The 15,290-nt window shown below is 70.1% G+C and carries 12 protein-coding genes and 1 pseudogene; 10 read left to right on the forward strand and 3 right to left on the reverse strand.

The features are described from left to right. The first annotated feature begins 156 nt into the window (after window positions 1-156). A complete protein-coding gene (gene leuA, locus ACK4SC_RS00375) occupies window positions 157-1,917 on the forward strand; it encodes a 2-isopropylmalate synthase (protein ID WP_409613688.1) in 1,761 nt (586 codons plus the stop codon). Between the two features lie 123 nt (window positions 1,918-2,040). On the opposite strand, the gene ACK4SC_RS00380 is transcribed toward leuA, so the two are convergent. Further along, window positions 2,041-2,529, reverse strand: a complete 489-nt coding sequence (locus ACK4SC_RS00380) for an AAA family ATPase (protein ID WP_409613691.1) — start codon at window positions 2,527-2,529, stop codon at window positions 2,041-2,043. Window positions 2,530-3,031: 502 nt separating this feature from the next. Beyond that, window positions 3,032-3,706 (reverse strand): annotated as a pseudogene (locus tag ACK4SC_RS00385) (trimeric intracellular cation channel family protein); the annotation flags it as partial. Between the two features lie 123 nt (window positions 3,707-3,829). Between ACK4SC_RS00385 and ACK4SC_RS00390 the strand changes: the two are divergent. The 9 genes from ACK4SC_RS00390 to ACK4SC_RS00430 all read left to right on the forward strand — a co-directional run bounded on the left by ACK4SC_RS00390 (window position 3,830) and on the right by ACK4SC_RS00430 (window position 14,186). Beyond that, window positions 3,830-4,588, forward strand: coding sequence for an NUDIX hydrolase (locus tag ACK4SC_RS00390; protein ID WP_409613694.1), 759 nt, complete (start codon window positions 3,830-3,832; stop codon window positions 4,586-4,588). Beyond that, window positions 4,585-5,871 carry a quinolinate synthase NadA gene (gene nadA / locus ACK4SC_RS00395; RefSeq protein ID WP_409613697.1) on the forward strand — a complete coding sequence of 429 codons (1,287 nt, stop codon included), beginning with the start codon at window positions 4,585-4,587 and terminating at the stop codon, window positions 5,869-5,871. Before ACK4SC_RS00390 ends, nadA begins: the two co-directional genes overlap by 4 nt. A 30-nt stretch (window positions 5,872-5,901) precedes the next feature. Further along, on the forward strand, window positions 5,902-7,650 hold the full coding sequence (locus tag ACK4SC_RS00400; protein WP_409613700.1) for an L-aspartate oxidase: 1,749 nt from the start codon (window positions 5,902-5,904) through the stop codon (window positions 7,648-7,650). Then, a complete protein-coding gene (nadC, locus tag ACK4SC_RS00405) occupies window positions 7,647-8,537 on the forward strand; it encodes a carboxylating nicotinate-nucleotide diphosphorylase (RefSeq protein ID WP_409613702.1) in 891 nt (296 codons plus the stop codon). Before ACK4SC_RS00400 ends, nadC begins: the two co-directional genes overlap by 4 nt. Window positions 8,538-8,546: 9 nt before the next feature. Further along, window positions 8,547-9,710: a cysteine desulfurase family protein gene (locus ACK4SC_RS00410; protein ID WP_409613705.1), complete on the forward strand. Its 1,164-nt coding sequence runs from the start codon at window positions 8,547-8,549 to the stop codon at window positions 9,708-9,710. A 129-nt stretch (window positions 9,711-9,839) separates the two neighbouring features. Continuing rightward, window positions 9,840-10,661: a DNA repair protein RecO gene (gene recO / locus ACK4SC_RS00415; protein WP_409613708.1), complete on the forward strand. Its 822-nt coding sequence runs from the start codon at window positions 9,840-9,842 to the stop codon at window positions 10,659-10,661. After that, window positions 10,658-11,491 carry an isoprenyl transferase gene (locus ACK4SC_RS00420; RefSeq protein ID WP_409613711.1) on the forward strand — a complete coding sequence of 278 codons (834 nt, stop codon included), beginning with the start codon at window positions 10,658-10,660 and terminating at the stop codon, window positions 11,489-11,491. Before recO ends, ACK4SC_RS00420 begins: the two co-directional genes overlap by 4 nt. 165 nt (window positions 11,492-11,656) lie before the next feature. Next, complete coding sequence (locus tag ACK4SC_RS00425; protein ID WP_409613714.1) at window positions 11,657-12,724, forward strand: aminotransferase class V-fold PLP-dependent enzyme; 1,068 nt, start codon at window positions 11,657-11,659, stop codon at window positions 12,722-12,724. Window positions 12,725-12,800: 76 nt separating this feature from the next. Beyond that, window positions 12,801-14,186: a glycine--tRNA ligase gene (locus ACK4SC_RS00430; protein WP_409613717.1), complete on the forward strand. Its 1,386-nt coding sequence runs from the start codon at window positions 12,801-12,803 to the stop codon at window positions 14,184-14,186. Between the two features lie 820 nt (window positions 14,187-15,006). On the opposite strand, the gene ACK4SC_RS00435 is transcribed toward ACK4SC_RS00430, so the two are convergent. Continuing rightward, window positions 15,007-15,153 (reverse strand): hypothetical protein, encoded by a 147-nt coding sequence (locus ACK4SC_RS00435; RefSeq protein ID WP_409613720.1) that lies wholly within the window; start codon window positions 15,151-15,153, stop codon window positions 15,007-15,009. Window positions 15,154-15,290: the final 137 nt, after the last annotated feature.

Below are 15,290 nucleotides of genomic sequence, written 5' to 3' on the forward strand. Positions count from 1 at the left end.
GGCGGGTGCGTGCGCGCCGGGTGTACCCTGAAAGCGTGTTCGGCACGCTTCTCCTTCGTTGCCGCGACGAGGCTTAGCCCTTAGCCTCCCTCGTCGCGGAGTTCGTCGTCGGCTGAGACCAGCATCAGACACGTAAGCCCAGGAGCCGCGAAGACCATGAAAAACCGCCAGCAGCCGTCGGGAATGCCGACGCACAAGTATCAGCCGTACCAGTCGATCGTGCGGGTCGATCTGCCTGACCGCACGTGGCCGACGAAGACCATCACGCAAGCGCCGCGCTGGTGCGCCGTCGACCTGCGCGACGGCAACCAGGCCCTCATCGATCCGATGAGCCCCGAGCGCAAGCGCATCATGTTCGACCTGCTCGTGCGCATGGGCTTCAAAGAGATCGAGGTCGGGTTCCCGTCGGCGTCGCAGACCGACTTCGACTTTGTGCGCTCGCTCATCGAGGACGATCTGATCCCCGACGACGTGACGATCCAGGTGCTGACGCAGGCGCGCGAGCACCTCATCGCCCGCACCTACGAGTCGATCAAGGGCGCGAAGCGCGCGATCGTACACTTCTACAACTCGACGTCGGTGCTGCAGCGCGAGGTGGTGTTCCGTACCGACGTCGCGGGCGTCAAAGAGATCGCTCTGCAGGGCGCGCGCTGGTGCAAGCAGTACGAGGCGACCGTGCCCGGCACCGAGGTGTTCTACGAGTACAGCCCCGAGAGCTACACGGGCACCGAGCTCGAGGCCGCCCTCGAAGTCTGCAACGCGGTCATCGACGAACTGCAGCCCACCCCCGAGCGCCAGCTGATCATCAACCTGCCGGCGACCGTCGAGATGGCGACGCCGAACGTCTACGCCGACTCGATCGAGTGGATGCACCGACACCTGGCGCGGCGCGACTCGATCATCCTGAGCCTGCACCCGCACAACGACCGCGGCACCGCGATCGCCGCCGCCGAACTCGGCTACATGGCCGGCGCCGACCGCATCGAAGGATGCCTGTTCGGCAACGGCGAGCGCACCGGCAACGTCGACCTGGTCGCGCTCGGCATCAACCTCTTCACGCAGGGCATCGACCCGCAGCTCGACTTCAGCGACCTCGACGAAATCAAGCGCACCGCCGAATACTGCAACCAGCTCAAGGTGCACGAGCGCTCCCCGTGGGCTGGAGACCTCGTCTACACGGCGTTCAGCGGGTCGCACCAGGACGCCATCAAGAAGGGCTTCGAGGCCATGGATGCGGCCGCCGCGGCCGCCGGGGTCGGTGTCGACGATTTGGTGTGGGGTGTTCCGTACCTCCCGGTCGACCCGAAGGACCTGGGCCGCTCGTACGAGGCGGTCATCCGCGTCAACTCGCAGTCGGGCAAGGGCGGCGTCGCGTACCTGCTGAAGACCGACCACGCGCTCGACCTGCCCCGCAAGCTGCAGATCGAGTTCAGCCACGTCGTGCAGGCGAAAACCGACGCCGAGGGCGGCGAGGTCACGAGCGAGCAGATCTGGGAGATCTTCCAAGACGAGTATCTCCCGGCCGCCGTCGAGACCGACAAGTGGGGGCGCTTCGAGCTGCTGTCGACCCGCACCGCGTCAGACATGACCGGCTCGGTGTCGCTCGAGGTCACGCTGCGTGACGGCGACGCGATCGGCGGAGTGTCGGCGACCGGCAACGGTCCGATCGCCGCGTTCCTCGGCATCATGCAGGGTCAAGGCATCGACGTGCGGCTGTTCGACTACGTCGAGCACGCGCTGTCGGCCGGCGGAGACGCCCACGCCGCCTCGTACGTCGAACTCGAGGTCAACGGCCGCACGCTCTGGGGCGTCGGCATCGACCCCGACATCTCGACCGCCTCGCTGAAGGCCGTGGTGTCGGCGATCAACCGCGCCATTCGCCTCGAGTCGAGCGCTCGCGAGCTCGCGACCGCGTAGGGGCGTGGCGCAGTGCCGCGATGTGCGGCCCCCGCGCGTGCGCCGTCAACAACTCAGGACTAACGCCGCGATTGCGGTTTTTGCGCCGCGCGGTGCTGCGGCTCACAGACTGCACCTCGCGCGTTAGTCCTGAGTTGTTGACACCGCGGCGAGGAGTGCCCGCATTTCTCGGGTTCGGCGGATGCGCAGGACGACGAGGTCGGGACGGGTGCTCACGGCTCTCTCGATGAGGTGTCGGTACTTGTGGCGGGTCGACACCGCCCAGCGGATGATGCGCTCGCGGTGCAGAATCGCGTGGCGGATGCCCGGTTCCTGGTTGCCGTTCCACAGGTTTTCGCGCCGGAGGCGTCGCCAGAGTGTCCGTGAAACCACCCGTCGGAAGGCCGTGCGGAACGGCGGGTCCAGCCAGACCATCACCGTTGCCCGCTCGAAGATCAGGGGGCGCACCGCTCGGTACTGCCACTCCGTAACCCAGCGCTCGCGAGCGACGAGTTCCGAGACGTCGTCCGCGAACGAGGGGCGAGGAGTCCAATCGGCTCCCCAGTGCAGGTCGTCGAGCTCGGTGCAGGGCAGATCGACGGCCGCCGAAAGCCGGCGAGCGAGCGTGGACATCCCCGAGCCGGAGACCCCCCGCGATGGCGACCCGCGCATCCGGTGCTCTGAGCGCGTCCACCGCGCGCATGAGCTCGGGGCTGGGCACACGCTTCGGCAGCCGACGGCTGTAGTCGCCGCCCGCGTGTCAACAACTCAGGACTAACGCAGTGCGATGGCCCGGCGACCCGCGTCCGCCCGGGCCGCAGCAGGGCGACCGGATGCGTTAGTCCTGAGTTGTCGACACCCCCGCGGGCGCGCACCGGGATGAGACGAGGCGCACTAGTCCTGAGTTGTTGACAGCTGCGGGCGGCGCCCGCCGCGGGATTTAGCGGCGCGCGCGGCTCGCACCCGGGATGGGGGAGCGGCGGCGCACCCGCGGCTCGGCGTCGGGGGCGTCACTGACCACGGGGATCGCGGCCGTCGTCGAGTGCAGGTGGATCACCCCGGTCGCGGTAGTAACGGTCCGACCGCGGTCGCCGTCCGGCTCGCGGCGCCGCAGCGGCAGCGGCGGCAACTTCGGCAGCCGAGTGATGGCGCGCTGCTCGGGCAGGCTCCAGCCGAACAGCACCGACAGCATCCGGATCGTGAAGGTCAGCACGACACCGATGCTGGCCGCGACGAACACGTCGACGTCGAACGCGAGGAGCACCGAGATCGCGATCGCTCCGCCCGCGGCGGCCAGCGCGTACAGCGACCCCACGTGCATGAGCGCGATCGGCAGGTTCAGCAGCACATCGCGCAGGATCGAGCCGCCCACGGCCGCGAGCACGCCCACGAACACGGCGGCCACCGGCGGAAGTCCGAGCGACAGCGCCTTCGTCGTGCCGATCGCCCCGAAGAGCCCGATTGTGAGGGCGTCGAGCGCCGTGATGATGCGCGACAGCTTCGACAGCACGCGCTCGAGCAGCATGCCGAGCAACGCGGCCCCGGTGGCCACGGCGACGTACCAGTTCGACTGCAGGGGAGCCAGCTCGACGTTCAGCAGCAGGTCGCGCAAGAGACCGCCGCCGAAGCCGACGACGATGCCGATGATGGCGACGCCCAGCCAGTCGAGGCGCCGGTCGCGAAACTGCGCGGCGAACATGGCGCCCTGCAGCGCGCCGACGCCGACGGCGAGCAGGTCGGCCCACAGGGGAATCACGAACAGGGGGCTCACGCCCTCATTCTGGATGCTCGCGGCCGCTTCCCGAGACATACCGCGCCGCCGCTCGCTCCACCCAGTTCGGGTGCGCCCCACCTTTAGTGCTAGACTCCGTTCTAGTCACCGTGACTATAACTCTGCGTCGCCCGGCGCAGCGAAGCCGACCGAAGGGGCGCCGTGAGCGACAGCAGTGACGTGCTCGGTGCCTCCATCGGGCTGGCGGTCTCGACCGTGATCTTCGCGCTGCGCGACGCCGACGGAGACCCGACGGACGGCCACGGAGGCGCGTTCGGCGCGCCGGCGGGCGGCGACGCCCCGGCGACCGTCTGGCTGCCACTCGTGCGGCGCATACGCGAGCCGCAGTGCGGGCGCTGGGCGCTTCCCGGCGGCATGGTCGGAATCGACGAGAGCCTCGAGGGGGCCGCCCGCCGCAACCTCGCCGAAACCACCCGGCTCGAACCCGCCTACCTCGAGCAGCTCTACGCCTTCGGCGACGTCGACCGCTCGCCCGACCGGCGCCTCGTGTCGATCGTGTACTGGGCGCTCGTGCGGCCCGATGAGGCCGAGCGACTGACGCTCGGAGACAACGTGCAGTGGTTTCCCGCCGACGAGCTGCCCGAGCTTGCCTTCGACCACAACCTGATCGTCGACTACGCGCTGTGGCGCCTACGCACCAAGATGGAATACTCCGCCATCGCCCACGCCTTCCTCGGCGACGAGTTCACGCTCGCTGAGCTGCGTCGGGTGTACGAGGCCGTGCTGCAGAAGCCCCTCGACCCCGCGAATTTCCGGCGCCAGATGGAGTCCTCCGGCGCCATCGAACCCACCGGCGGCGTCGTCACCGGCGGACGCCACCGCCCCCCGAAGCTCTACCGATACACCGGCGACGTGCAACTGGTCGACGCCGGCCCGCTCACCCCGAGGATCCCCGCATGAGTACGACACCCCTCACCCTCGACACGACGATCCGCGGCATCACCAATGGCGTGCTGCCCGGCGAGACGTGCACCCCCGACCTCGCCAAGGGCCCGTGGGAGTTCGACTCCACCCCCGGATACGGCCCCGGCTCGTCGATGTTCGACGTGATCCCCACCGGCGCGCCCGTGCAGGGCGGGCTGCCGCGCGAGTACCAAGAGGCGTCGACGAACGAACTGCACGCGCGCATCCGGGCGGCGAAAGAGACCCTGGGCGATCGGCTGGTGATCCTCGGCCACTTCTACCAGCGTGACGAGGTTGTGCAGCACGCCGACTTTCTCGGCGACTCGTTCCAGCTCGCGAACGCCGCGCTCACCAGGCCCGACGCCGAGTACATCGTCTTCTGTGGCGTGCACTTCATGGCTGAGACGGCCGACATCCTCGCCCGCGACTCGCAGCGAGTGATCCTTCCGAACCTCGCCGCGGGATGCTCGATGGCCGACATGGCCGACATCGACAGCGTCGAGGCGGCGTGGGAGGAACTGCTCTCGGTTTACGGGACCGAACCGGATGCGGACGGCCGGGCCCCGATCATCCCCGTGACGTATATGAACTCCTCGGCGGCGCTGAAAGCGTTCTGCGGGCGCAACGGCGGCATCGTGTGCACGTCGTCGAACGCCGCAACCGTGCTCGAGTGGGCGTTCGAGCGGGGGCAGCGGGTGCTGTTCTTCCCCGACCAGCACCTCGGGCGCAACACCGCCAAGGCGATGGGCGTTCCGCTCGAGCAGATGCCGATGTGGAACCCGCGCAAGCCGCTCGGTGGGTCGACGCGCGACGAGCTGCTGGACGCCCGGGTGGTGCTCTGGCACGGGTTCTGCAGCGTGCACAAGCGCTTCACCGTCGAGCAGATCGACAAGGCGCGCGCCGACTACCCCGACGTGCGGGTCGTCGTGCACCCCGAGTGCCCAATGCCCGTCGTCGAGGCGGCCGACGAGGCGGGGTCGACCGACTACATCCGCCGCGCGGTGGCCGGGGCGACCGAGCCGACCACCTTCGCGATCGGCACCGAAGTGAACATGGTGAACCGGCTGGCTGCCGAATACCCGCAGCACACCATCTTCTGCCTCGACCCGGTGATCTGCCCGTGCTCGACCATGTACCGCATTCACCCCGGATACCTCGCGTGGGTGCTCGAGGAGCTCGTCGCCGGCCGCGTCGTCAACGAGATCGTCGTGCCGTCAACAATTCAGGACAATGCGCGCGTCGCGCTCGAGCGCATGCTCGCGGCGAAGCCCCGCGACTAGCGCTGTCGCGGCTCTCGGACTCGGACACTCATGGGACACGTCGTCGTCATCGGCAGCGGCATTGCCGGGCTGATCAGCGCTTTACGTGCCGCGCGATCGCACGACGTGACGCTCGTCACGAAGGCAGAGCTGACCGCGGGTTCGACCGCGTGGGCGCAGGGCGGGATCGCCGCCGCAGTGTTCGCCGACGATAGTCCTGAATTGCATACACGCGACACGCTGGCCGCTGGCGCGGGGCTGAGCGACCCCGACGCGGTGCGTGTGCTCACCACGGAGGGTGCCGCGCGGCTGCACGACCTCGTCGCGCTCGGGGTCGAGTTCGACCGTGAGCGCGGTGGCGTCGCGGGCAGTGGCACGCACAGCACATCCGGTGGTGACGACTCACGCGGCTGGGCGCGCGGCCTTGAGGCTGCCCACTCCGTCGCCCGAGTACTGCACGCCGGAGGCGACGCCACCGGCCGCATCATCGAGCACGCGCTCGCGACGGCGCTCGACGCCGCTCGCACGTCCGGGCGGATGCTCGTGCGCGAACACACCACGGCCGTCGCGATCGTGCGCGGCGGCGACGGGCGCGTCTGCGGCGTCGATCTGGCCCCGAGCATCCCGAATGAGGGGGCGAGAGCCGAGCGCCTGGATGCCGACGCGGTCGTGATCGCGACCGGCGGTAACGGGCAGCTGTACCGGCACACGACGAACCCTCCCGTCGCGACGGGTGACGGGGTTGTGCTCGGATACGCAGCCGGGGCGACGGTGGTCGACCTCGAATTCGTGCAGTTTCACCCCACCGTGCTGCCCGGCGGTGGGCTGGTGTCGGAGGCGGTGCGCGGCGAGGGCGCGGTGCTGCTCGACGCGGCGGGGAGCCGGTTTCTTGTCGGACCCGAGCAGGATCCGCGTGCCGAGCTCGCGCCGCGCGACGTCGTCGCACGGGCCATCGCAGCCACCATGCGTGCGCAGGGTGGCCAGCCCGTCATGCTCGATGCGACCCGGCTCGGAGCCGACACCCTGCGCACCCGGTTCCCGACCATCGACCGGCTCGTGCGGGCGGCCGGCTACGACTGGACCCGCGAGCCGGTCCCCGTCACTCCGGCCGCGCACTACGCGATGGGCGGGCTGCTGACCGACATGAGCGGACGCACCACGGTGCCGGGGCTGTTCGCCGTGGGCGAAACGGGTTCGACGGGGGTGCACGGCGCCAACCGCCTCGCGTCGAACTCGCTGCTGGAGGCACTCGTCGTCGGCTGGCGCGCCGGAGACCTCCTCGCGGCCGAGCTCGACGTGCCCGCGCTGCCCGCGCCGCGCCCGCGCCCGGCGGTGTCAACAACTCAGGACTATCGCGACGACGACGTCAACGAGCAGCCCGTGCCGACGTACCTCGACCCCACGGTGCCGCCGACAGACGCCTTCGCGGATGGCCCCGACGCCATGACGGCCGACCACGTTCGCGATCGCGCGTGGGAGGCCCTCGGGCTCCTGCGCGATGGGGCCGAGCTCGGCGAATTGGCCCGAGAACTCGCGGATGCACGACCCGCCGACGCCGCAGCGGCGCGGCTTCTTCCCCTCGCACGACTCACGGCAGCGGCCGCGCTCGCGCGCCACGAGTCGCGCGGCGCCCACGCTCGGACCGACTATCCGCTGACCGACCCCGCGTCGCGGTGGCGGCGCGCCTTCGCCCGGCCCGAACCGGTTTGTCCTGAATTGTTGACGGTCGACGCGAGCGGCGCCGCTCGGCCCAGCCACGAGCTTGCCGCGGCGGCAGCACGCAGAGAGGTGAGTCCATGACCGTTAGCCCGTCCGAGCATCCCGAAAATGGACCGGGCATGACGCCCGCAGCGGTCGCGCAGCTCGTCGCCGATGCGCTCGCAGAAGACGCGCCGTGGGGCGATATCAGTGGTGAGGCGAGCATCCCGGCGCAGGCGGGTGCGCGCGCCGAACTCGTCAGCCGCGAGCCCGGAGTCCTGGCCGGGGTCGCGTGCATCGTCGAGGCGTTTCGTCAGACCGACCCGCGCAGCGAGATCACCGTTCACCTGAGCGACGGCGCGCGGTTGGCCGCCGGCTCGCACATCGCGACCATCGCCGGCAACGCGCGGGCGATCCTGCGCGCCGAGCGCATTGCCCTGAACTTCGCGCAGCGGCTCAGCGGCATTGCCACGCTGACCGCGCGCTACGTCGAGGCGGTCTCCGGCACCGGCGCACGCATCGCCGACACCCGGAAGACCACCCCCACCCTGCGGATGCTCGAACGGGCCGCCGTGCGCGCCGGCGGCGCCCACAACCACCGCTTCTCGCTGTCCGATGCGGTGATGCTGAAAGACAACCACCTGGCGGTGCTGACGGCGCAGGGTTTGGATCTCACGGAAGCGATCCATTCGGTGCGGGCGCGCATTCCGCACACCATGCACCTTGAGGTGGAGGTCGACCGGCTCGACCAATTGCCCGCCGTGCTGGCGGCGACACCCGACACGGTCATGCTCGACAACTTCGACCTCGACTCGCTGCGAGCGGGCGTCGCGCTGGTCGACGGCCGGTGCGTGGTTGAAGCCAGCGGGGGAGTGACGCTCGACACGGTACGGGCGATCGCGGAAACCGGAGTCGACGTGATTTCCGTTGGGGCTCTCACGCACAGTGCTCGCGCCCTCGACCTGGCCCTCGACATCGAGGCGCACTGAGGCGCGACCGTGACCATCATCGACCTTGACCAGGCGGCGACGACTGCGGTGCGCCGCGAGGTGCTCGAGGCGATGTGGCCCTACCTCACGGGCGCCTACGGCAACCCATCGAGCCGACACCTGTTGGGGCGCGGCGCCGCCGACGGATTAGAGGCCGCGCGCTCAGCGGTCGCCGAGGTGTGTGGGGTGCGAGCATCCCAGATTGTGTTCACGAGCGGTGGCACCGAGGCTGACAACCTCGCCGTCGTTGGCCTCACCCTGGGGGCGATCTCCTCCGGACGCGGCCGTCACATCGTGATCAGCGCGATCGAGCATGAGGCCGTGCGGGCCTCGGCCGACTACCTCGCGCGCTGGCACGACGTCGAGGTGAGCGTGCTGCCTGTCGACAACTCAGGACTAACCGATCCTGAGCAACTCGCTCACCTGGTGCGAGACGACACCGCGCTGGTCAGTGTCCACCATGCCAACAACGAGGTGGGCACCATTCAGCCCGTGCAGGCGCTAGGTGCTGCAGCGCACGCCGCGGGGGCGCTCTTCCACGTCGACGCTGTGCAAACCGCCGGGTGGGTGCCGCTCGACCCGGCCGTTTGTCCTGAATTGTCGACGGCCGACGCGGTGAGCATCTCCGCCCACAAGCTGGGCGGGCCCAAGGGGGTCGGCGCGCTCGTCCTCCGCACCACGGCGCCGCTCGAGCCCGTCATCCACGGTGGAGGGCAGGAGCGGGACCGCCGCAGTGGCACCGAAAACGTGGCGGGCGCGGTGGGCCTGGCCCGCGCCCTGCAACTCGCGGCGGCCGAGCACGACCCCGAGACCGTCCGCGCAGTGAGTGCTCGGCGTGACGCGTTCATCGACGCCGTGTGTGAGGGGGTTCCGGACGCCCGCCTCACCGGTCACCCCGAGAGGCGCCTACCCGCACACGCCTCGTTTGTGGTCCCGGGCATCGGCGGCGAGCCGCTGCTTGTCGCCCTTGACGACGCGGGGGTCCTCGCCTCGAGTGGTTCTGCCTGCGCGGCGGGCCGCGACGAGCCGTCGCCGGTGCTGCTCGCTATGGGGTTCGACGCCGACACGGCGCGCACGGCGATCCGCTTCACCTGGGGTGTGTCAACAACTCAGGACAATCTGACCCACGCCGCGACCCTTCTCGCGCAATCAGCGGCCTCGCTGCGCGCGTGACACGCCCCGCGGGCCGTTAGTCCTGAATTGTCGACGCGGCACGCGACACGCGACACGCCACACGCGGGACCGGGCCACCCGCGCGCGCCGCTCAGCCCGCACTCCACCCCGCGCGGGATACTGGAGCCCGTGCCCACCTACCGTGACGAAGCCGTCGTGCTGCGCACCCACAAGCTGGGTGAGGCCGACCGCATCGTGACGATGCTCGGCCGGCAGCACGGCAAGATCCGCGCGGTGGCGAAGGGTGTGCGTCGCACGGGCAGCCGTTTCGGCAGCCGCCTTGAACCGTTCATGGTCGCTGACCTGCAGCTGTACCGCGGCCGCAGCCTCGACATCGTGCAGCAGGCGGTGACTCTCGGCGCGTACGGGGCCGACATCTCGAGCGACTACGGCCGCTACACCGCGGCGAGCGCCATGGTTGAGACGGCTGACAAGGTGACGGGCGACGACGGGGGAGGCCTGCAGCAGTATCTGCTGCTGGTCGGCGGCCTGCGCTCCCTGGCCCGCGGCGAGCATGACCCGTCGCTCACTCTCGACTCGTACCTGCTGCGTGCCCTGTCGATCGCCGGCTGGGCGCCGACCTTCGGCGACTGCGCGGTTACCGGTGCCCCCGGACCGCACCGCGCGTTCGTCGTGCAGCTCGGCGGCATGGTCGCCGACGAGGTCGCCCCGCCGGGCGCGCCCCGCGTCGACGACGACACGCGCGCCCTGCTGACCGCGCTGCTCACCGGCGACTGGATGCTCGCTGACGCCTCCGACGAACGCACCCGCAACAGGGCGAGCGGCCTGATCGCGGCCTACACGCAGTTTCACCTGGAACGCGGCTTGCGCTCGCTGCCGCACGTCGACCGCGCCGCGCGCGAGCGCCCCACGCCCACCGCGACGCCCGCGTCCGCGCCGCCACACGCGTCCACCCCCAGCCCCGCGCCCACCCCACAGGAGGTCTCGTGAGCCGCCGATCTGACCGTGCGGCCCAGGAGGTTCCCGAGCCGCTGCGTCCTCTCGACTGGACGGGCGAGCATCCGCCGCCGATTCCCGCGAAGGCTGTTCCCGCCCACGTGGCGATCGTCATGGACGGGAATGGCCGCTGGGCGAATGCCAGGGGCCTCACCCGCGTCGAGGGTCACCGCGCCGGTGAGGCGAGCCTGCTCGACGTTGTCGCCGGGGCCATTCAGGTCGGCGTGACGCACCTGAGTGTGTACGCCTTCAGCACCGAGAATTGGAGCCGCAGCCCCGACGAGGTGCGCTTCCTCATGGGCTTCAACCGCGAGGTGCTGCGCCGCCGGCGCGACCAGCTCGACGCGTGGAACGTGCGCATCCGCTGGGCGGGCCGTCGTCCGCGCCTGTGGCGCAGCGTGATCAGCGAGCTCGAGGAGGCGCAGGCCCGCACCGCCACCAACACGGGTCTGACCCTCACGATGTGCGTCAACTACGGCGGCCGCGTTGAGCTCGTCGACGCTGTGCGCGCCCTTGCGGCCGATGTCAAGGCTGGGCGCCTGAGTCCCGAGCGCATCACCGAGCGCACGATCGCGAAGCACCTGTACGAGCCCGACCAGCCTGACGTCGACCTCTTCGTGCGATCGAGCGGCGAGCAGCGCACGAGCAACTTCCTGCTGTGGCAGAGCGCCTATGCCGAAATGGTGTTCCTCAACACCCTGTGGCCCGACTTCCGGCGCCGCCACCTGTGGGACGCGATCGAGCAGTACGCGGGCCGTGATCGCCGGTTCGGCGGTGCCGTGGATGCTCCCCGCACCCCGCCGGCGTCGCCGCCGGTTTCATAGACGCGGCGATCCGTTCGCCCGGGCCGCGCGCATCCCGCGCCGCATCGCGCTGACCGCGTCGCGCCAACCGCGTCGCGCCAACCGCGCCGCGCTGACCGCGCCGAGCAGGCCACGGCGCCTCGGGTGGCCCTGGACGCGTGCGCACCGACGCGCGACACTGGGCGCGTGACCACCTCTCTCGACGATGCCCGCGCGCACTTCGGCCCCAGCGCCGCCGGGTACCTGGGGACGGCGGCCCTCGGCCTGCCCACGCGCGAGACCGTCGCCGCCATGACGGCGGACCTCGACGTGTGGTTCGCCGGCGACCGCGGTGCGCCCGACTACGACCGCGTGGTGGACGCATGTCGGGAGGCGTATGCGCGACTCGTGAGGGTTCCGTCAGCGAACGTGGCGGCCGTCGCGCAGGTCAGCGCCGCCGTCAGCGTGATCGCGGCGGATCTCGCCCCGGGGTCTGAGGTGGTGGTCGTCGAGGGCGACTTCTCCTCGATGGTGTTCCCGTTTCTGACCCGCGGCGACCTCGACGTGCGGCACGTTCCGGTCGCGCAACTCGCCGATGCGGTGCGTGACGGCACCGCGCTGATCGCCTACTCGCTGGTCCAGTCGGCGACGGGGGAGCGCGCCGATGCCTCCGCGATCCGCGAGGCGGCCGCGCGGGTCGGCGCGCGCACGCTGTGCGACGTCACACAGGCCGCGGGCGTCATGCCGGTCGACGCGTCGGTCGCCGACGCGACCGTATGCCACCCGTACAAGTGGCTGTGCTCGCCGCGCGGTGTCGCCTTCCTCACGGTCTCCGACGACTGGATGCACACCCTTCGCCCCATCCAGGCCGGCTGGTACGCCGGCGACCAGGTCTGGCAGTCGGCGTACGGGCCAGAGATGCGTCTCGCCCCCAATGCGCGCCGCTTCGATGTCAGCCCGGCGTGGCCGGCCTGGGTCGGGGCCGAGCCGGCCCTCGAGCTCTTCGCCGGTCTCGACGACGCCGAACTGTGGCGCCACGCCGCGGGGCTCGGCGACGCGTACTGCGAAGCGATCGACCACGAACCGCTGGGCCAGGCGATCGTCTCCGTCCCCGATCCCGACGGCCGGATGCTCGCCGCCGCCCTCGAGGACGGCATCCGCATCACCGGCCGCGCCGGCCGGCTCCGCGCGTCCTTCCACCTCTACAACACGCTCGACGACGTGGAGCGGCTGGCACGGATCGTCCGTGGCGAGGCCGCCCCGCGCATCCTGTGAGGCGGCGCTCAGTAGACTGAGCGATCGTGCGCCGCGCAGCCCTCGCGGCGGCCCCGAGACCTGCAGGAGTACCCCCGTGGCAGCATCCACTCACCTCGATTCCGTCATCGCGCTCGCAAAGCGGCGCGGCTTCGTCTTCCAGGCGGGCGAAATCTACGGCGGATCGCGGTCGGCGTGGGACTACGGGCCCCTCGGCGTCGAGTTGAAAGAGAACATCAAGCGCCAGTGGTGGAAGACGATGGTGCAGTCGCGGCACGACGTCGTCGGGCTCGACTCGAGCGTCATCCTGCCGAAGCGTGTGTGGGAGGCGTCCGGACACGTCGAGGTGTTCAGCGACCCGCTCGTCGAGTGCCTGCAGTGCCACAAGCGGTACCGCGCTGACCACCTCGAAGAGGAATACGAGGAGAAGAAGGGGCGTGCCCCCGAGAACGGGCTGGCTGACATCGCCTGCGCGAACTGCGGAACCCGCGGGCAGTGGAGCGAGCCGCGTGAGTTCTCGGGACTGCTGAAGACCTTCCTCGGGCCGGTCGACGACGAGTCAGGGCTGCACTATCTGCGGCCCGAGACCGCGCAGGGCATCTTCGTGAACTTCGTCAACGTGCTGAACGCTTCGCGCATGAAACCGCCGTTCGGCATCGGGCAGATCGGTAAGTCGTTCCGTAACGAAATCACGCCCGGAAACTTCATCTTCCGCACCCGCGAGTTCGAGCAGATGGAGATGGAGTTCTTCGTCGAGCCGGGCACCGACGAAGAGTGGCACCAGTACTGGATCGACCAGTCGGAGGCGTGGTTCATCGGCCTCGGAATCGACCCCGCAAACATTCGCCAGTACGAGCATCCGCAAGAGAAGCTGTCGCACTACTCGAAGCGCACCGTCGACCTCGAGTACCGCTTCGGGTTCACCGGCAGCGAGTGGGGTGAGCTCATGGGCGTCGCCAACCGCACCGACTTCGACCTGTCGACCCACGCGCAGGCGTCCGGTCAAGACCTCTCGTACTTCGACCAGGCGAAGAACGAGCGCTGGACCCCGTACGTGATCGAGCCCGCGTTTGGCCTCACTCGCGCGCTGATGGCGTTCCTGCTCGACGCGTATGCCGAAGACGAGGCGCCCAACACGAAGGGCGGAGTCGATAAGCGCACCGTTCTGCGCCTCGACCGACGCCTCGCGCCCGTCAAGGCCGCGGTGCTGCCGCTGTCGCGCAACGAGCAGCTGTCGCCCGTGGCGCGCTCGCTCGCCGAGGGCCTGCGTCAGCACTGGAACGTTGACTTCGACGACGCGGGAGCCATCGGCCGCCGCTACCGCCGCCAAGACGAGATCGGCACTCCGTTCTGCATCACCGTCGACTTCGACACGCTTGACGACCAGGCCGTGACCGTGCGCGAGCGCGACAGCATGCAGCAGCAGCGCATCCCGCTGGAGGGTGTCGAGAAGTTCCTCGCCGTCGAGCTGCTCGGCGCCTAGCCCCTCGCTGCGCGCCGGCGCCCCCGCGCCCCGCGCGCGTCAACAACTCAGGACTAACGGGTCCCGAGCGCTCGCTGGACATTCTCTCGCGGGCGCCACGCCGCGTATGTCCTGAATTGTTGACGAGTCTCGCGTGCGCCGCCGCGCCGTCGCTCCTACCCATCGCACAGTTCGCGGCAGCCTGTGCACAGCATCCGCCGTGCCTCGCCGACCCGGGTGCCGCGCGACGCATGATGCGCCCATGTTTGAGGCGCTCATTGGCGACATCACGCGAGCCGGGGGTGCGGCGGGCCGCGCGTACCTCGTGGACCTCGGGCATCCTGACCGCACCCTTCACGCAGCGGTGCGCGCAGGCGCAATTGCCCGGCCGCGTCGCGGGTGGTACTCCGTGTGGCCCGATAGCGACCCGCGCACGCACGCCCTCCGCGTGGGTGGGCGGTTGACGGGTTTGTCGGCGATCGCCGCGATGGGCGGGTGGGTGCGACGGCGCGGCAGGATGCACGTGGCCGTCGCCGTCAACGCCTCACGATTGCGATGCCCCCGCCGCCGAATGGTCACGTTCGCGAGGTCGCCGCGACGCTCGCAGGTCGTCGTGCACTGGACGCGCGAAACCCACGACCGGGATCGTTCCTCGGGAGTCGTGGGGGTGCTGGAGGCGCTAGAGGTCGTTCTTGCCACCGAAGCCCTGGAGGATGCCGTCGCCGCGGTCGACTGGGCCCGTCGCAGAGGCCTCATCGATCTGGTCGATGCCCATACCCTCGCTAGCCGACTGCCTCGGCGAGCTCGCCCGGCTGCGGAGATGTCGAGCGACAAATGCCATTCACTGCCCGAGAGTCTGGCGCGAACACGATTGACGCGCCTCGGGCTGCGCGTTGAGGAGCAGGTTCTGCTGCCGGACGATCCGAGCCCTGTCGATCTGGTCGTCGCGGGTGTCGTCGGTCTCGAGATCGACGGTGATCGGTTTCACCGCGATCGCTTCGAGCGGGACCGAAGCAAAGACTTGGCAATCACGGTGACGGGCTTACACGCAATACGCCCGGCCGCCCGCCACGTCTTGAGCCAGTGGGCGCTTGTCGAGACCGCCGTCCTGACCGCCCTTGCCGC

Source organism: Microcella sp. (genome assembly GCF_046293215.1).
In the GTDB taxonomy this organism is placed as follows: domain Bacteria; phylum Actinomycetota; class Actinomycetes; order Actinomycetales; family Microbacteriaceae; genus Microcella.